Origin of the sequence: Weissella oryzae SG25 (assembly GCF_000691805.2) — a bacterium.
Classification (GTDB): domain Bacteria; phylum Bacillota; class Bacilli; order Lactobacillales; family Lactobacillaceae; genus Weissella; species Weissella oryzae.
Window position 1 is genome coordinate 1 of sequence record NZ_DF820514.1, and the last position, 2,552, is coordinate 2,552.

Genomic DNA, 2,552 nt, shown 5'->3' on the forward strand with positions numbered 1-2,552 from the left:
CTAAACAAGTTGCTGGAGTTATTAGCCCTGAAAGTGCAACCAATAAAGGCATGACTTACTTATCTGAAAATGAAGCCATTGTGACAGTAGCCAGTGATGGAACTATCACAGCGGTAGCGGTTGGGACAGTTAATGTAGTCGTAACAACTACCGACGGTAACTTCACTGATAAGACAGCCGTTACAGTAGCAGAATAAGGATAATCGACGATAGCGAAACTATCCAAATGGGGTGAAAGGCCCTTTTTTACATAAAGGAGAAATTAAATGACCGAAAGTTTTGTATTGAAGGCAACAGAAAAAGTATTCAGTGATGAGCCTAACATGCGATTAGTTACAACTAATAAGATGTATCGCCGCACTATTAAATATCAACGCGATATGGCAAAGTTGCGGCTTGTTGACGCCAAGCATCAACAAGCAATTACAAAGTACTATCGTGATATTACGCAATTGCAAGATGAAATTGATCGCTTAAGTGATTTAGATAATTCAGGAGAAGATACTGTTAAGCAGATTGCTAATTTAAGAGAGGCGATGAACGCAAAGCAAGACCCTACATTAGATGAAGAGTATATTTTACAAACTTTTGATGCAGGCATTGATCGTTTTGACTTGAATTTAGAATTTTTGAATGACATCTTGGGCGACACTCTATCAGACAAGCAAATTAAAGAACTGAATGAGGCCAGTGGTACACCAATCCAGGAATTGGCAGATGAAATTACAAATCGAGTATTGAATGTTCCTGATGAACCTGTTGATGAAGAAGCTAGTGAGGATATTAGTGAAGAAGAGGGTTTAAAAGATTAGTTCGTTCGTATCATTTTTGGGATAACTTATTGCAAGATATTGATTATAACGAGCAACAAGCATTTTATCATTTGCATATAACTCCATTAGAGTATGAAAAGCAACCCTATTATCGAATGGCAGAAGTTCTATCTGCTCAGTCAATGGATGACAGGCCTTTGAGTGGTCATGACTTTATGAATCAAATGGGCTTAAGTGTAGATGGTGATAAAAAGACGATGACTAAGTAATTTTTTTAGGAAAGGAGGAAAACATGAAAACAATCACCAACGAAATGGCGACTAATTTAACACTTGATATTAGTAGTGCGCAAAGTTCGCTTAGAGAACTCACACGTGATGTAAATACAACAACTCGTGAATGGAAAGCTGTTGAACGTGAGATGAGTGCTGCTGGTGATACTGCTGGAGCGGTTGGAGCTAGACTGCAAGGACTGAATAACAGTATTGAATCCCAACAAAACAAGATTAACGGTCTGAAAGCGGCGATTGCAGATACTAATACTGATACCAAAAAAGGTGCTGAATTGTATAGCTACTTACAGGGACAGTTAGCTTCTGCTGAACGCAAACTAGGTTCTTTTAATGGTCAGCAACAACGTGCTCAAGAGATTAACAAGTATTATCAATCTGGACTAGCAGATATTAATCAAGCTCTACAAAAGAATAACGATATTTCGACAATTCGAGTTCAACGACTTCAAGAAGAAGGCAGAGAACAAGCGGCTGTTAGGGTTCATATTGAGAATTTAAAAAATTCACAGTCAAGTTATAATGATATCTTGAAAATCCAACAAAAAGAATTAGTGGAGACCGCCGCAGCCAACGGTAAAAATTCTGATGAATATCATAAAGCAGCAATGCGAGTTGAAGAAACACGTTTAAACATAGCAAAAACTAATAGCGAACTACAACGTTACCAGTCCGGTATAAATAGTGGTAAAAATGCAATCAAGAGCCTAAATGACGATTTGGCACGTAATAACGACCTTTATAAAAGCAATGTGGAGCGTTTACAGCTTGGAGGCAGAGAACAAGAAGCTTCGAAGGTTAAATTGGCTGGTTTGCATCAAGCATATGAGACACAAAATAAAGCAATTAATGAGCAACGCCAACAATTAGAACGACTAAAGAACTCACAAAAGGCTACTAATTCAGAATATCAAGACCAACGCTTGGAATTGGCGAAAAGTGAGGCATCAGCCGCCAGTTATCGGAAAGAAATTTATGCCACACAAAAACAAGTCGATCGACTAAATCCATATGGATTTTCGAAACTTGGAGAAGGTATGAATGGTCTTTACAAAACTTCTGGAAAAGTTACTGATGGAATGGCACGCGGTTTTCAGAATGTTAAAAATAACGCTGTTTCTGCTTCTATTGGAATTGGTTTAGTTGGTGCAGCATCAGTCAAAGGTGCGCAAATGGCTTCTGAGCTTGAAAACCAATATAAAACGACCTTTAACTTGTTAATCACTGGCGGTGAAAAAGCTTCAGAAGCTCAACGAAACGTTAATAAAATGCAGGCTGATGGTAAAAAAATGTCTGTAGAGTATGGTGTATCTCAGTCTAAAATTGCTGATGGCTATCAAGAATTAGTAAAACGTGGTTATTCATCTGAACAAGCATTAGGAGCTATGAAGTCAATGTTGCAGGCTTCTGTTGCATCAGGTGATGATTTTACAGATGTTGTGCACAATTCAACTGCTGCTCTTGAATCATTTGGGCTTAAGAGTGATTC

4 protein-coding genes are annotated in these 2,552 nt (G+C 38.2%); all 4 read left to right on the plus strand.

Features of this window, described 5'->3' with window-relative positions:
* Positions 1 to 197, plus strand: a 197-nt coding sequence (locus tag TT13_RS10710) for an Ig-like domain-containing protein (protein WP_027699940.1), incomplete at its 5' end; no start/stop codon positions are given.
* A gap of 69 nt (positions 198 to 266) precedes the next feature.
* The gene (locus tag TT13_RS10715) at positions 267 to 812 is read left to right on the plus strand and encodes a hypothetical protein (protein ID WP_027699941.1); all 546 of its coding nucleotides are present in this window, start codon (positions 267 to 269) and stop codon (positions 810 to 812) included.
* 29 nt (positions 813 to 841) lie between these two features.
* Positions 842 to 1,042, plus strand: a complete 201-nt coding sequence (locus tag TT13_RS10720; protein WP_045477342.1) for a hypothetical protein — start codon at positions 842 to 844, stop codon at positions 1,040 to 1,042.
* Between the two features lie 23 nt (positions 1,043 to 1,065).
* Positions 1,066 to 2,552, plus strand: a 1,487-nt coding sequence (locus tag TT13_RS10725) for a phage tail tape measure protein (RefSeq protein ID WP_027699942.1), incomplete at its 3' end; no start/stop codon positions are given.

Coding starts and splice junctions, on each gene's coding strand:
- TT13_RS10715 (WP_027699941.1), top strand. CDS start 267: ATGACCGAAAGTTTTGTATTGAAGGCAACAGAAAAAGTATTCAGTGAT.